Source organism: Lentilactobacillus hilgardii DSM 20176 = ATCC 8290, from assembly GCF_000159315.1.
GTDB classification, from domain to species: domain Bacteria; phylum Bacillota; class Bacilli; order Lactobacillales; family Lactobacillaceae; genus Lentilactobacillus; species Lentilactobacillus hilgardii.
Map to the genome: position 1 here is coordinate 1 of NZ_GG670074.1, position 241 is coordinate 241.

At 41.9% G+C, this 241-nt stretch carries 1 protein-coding gene; it reads right to left on the reverse strand.

The window, feature by feature from the left end:
- On the reverse strand, positions 1–228 hold a 228-nt coding region (locus HMPREF0519_RS12925; protein ID WP_003637241.1), incomplete at its 3' end, for an ATP-binding cassette domain-containing protein.
- Positions 229–241: the final 13 nt, after the last annotated feature.

Sequence of the window (241 nt, forward strand, 5' to 3'; positions counted from 1 at the left end):
CGGTAAATAACCGATATTATCAAAATCAGCTTCGGTAACCGGTTCTCCATCCCATGTAATTTTCCCACCATACTTCAGAAAATTCAGAATGCTGTGAAACGTTGTCGACTTACCTGCCCCGTTTTGACCAATAAGACCGGTTATCTGACCATCCGGAACCGTAAAGCTCACATCATTAAGCGCCTTAACCGTTCCAAATTGCTTTGTTATATTCTCAATATCGAGCATGTGATCACTTCCT